The 674-nt window shown below is 57.3% G+C and carries 1 protein-coding gene; it reads right to left on the minus strand.

Annotated features, from left to right (window positions below; all coding sequences use genetic code 11):
* Positions 1-379: response regulator (locus AC5ZG1_RS44140; protein ID WP_496136533.1), on the minus strand; the 379-nt coding region annotated here is incomplete at its 3' end.
* Positions 380-674 lie beyond the last annotated feature (295 nt).

The following is a 674-nucleotide window of genomic DNA, read 5'->3' on the forward strand; positions in this document are numbered from 1 at the left end:
CATCGACCTTCTTGCGGACGGCTTCCAAGGTGAGAGGCTTGATAAGCACGCCGTGCGCGCCCGCCTTGATGCCTTCGGGCGCGGTGGCCTCGTCGGATTTCTCGCAGACGATCAGGATCCGCACCTCGGAAAAATGGGCCGCCAATTGGCCGATCAACGGCGGCCCCTTTTGTTTGAAAAAGGAGGCGCCGAGCAGCACCAGATCGGGCTTCAACCAATCGACGCCCCTGACAAAAGCCTCTTCAGGCGTTGCAAGCTCGTGCGTTTCGATCTCATCGTGCAGCATAAGCTGCAAAGCCACCCGGGTGATTTCGTCATCATCGACCACGAAGACCGGTCGCTGGTCTTCCGCCTTCGCGGTTTCGACGCCTATCTGCATTATCGCTCTCCAAGCGGCTTGTATGAGAAATTAGCAATTTCCGTTCCACGCATGAACGCATCGAAAGGGCCCGCGCCAAGCCGGCTTTTGCCCGTTTGATGCTTGCGATCCTTGTTCGGCTTCTGACAGCCGCACAATTGCTGTCACCTTCAAAACACCTGGTGTCATCCGCGGGCTCGCTGGTTTTTCAACGCGAAATCAGAAGCTTAAAGAGCGTGGACAGCCTTGGCACGGGGGTTGCTATTACGATGCAGCAACACTGAGTGAGGGCTGAGTGCACGCAGACGCGCAAGAC

The organism is Bradyrhizobium sp. Leo78 (genome assembly GCF_059512425.1).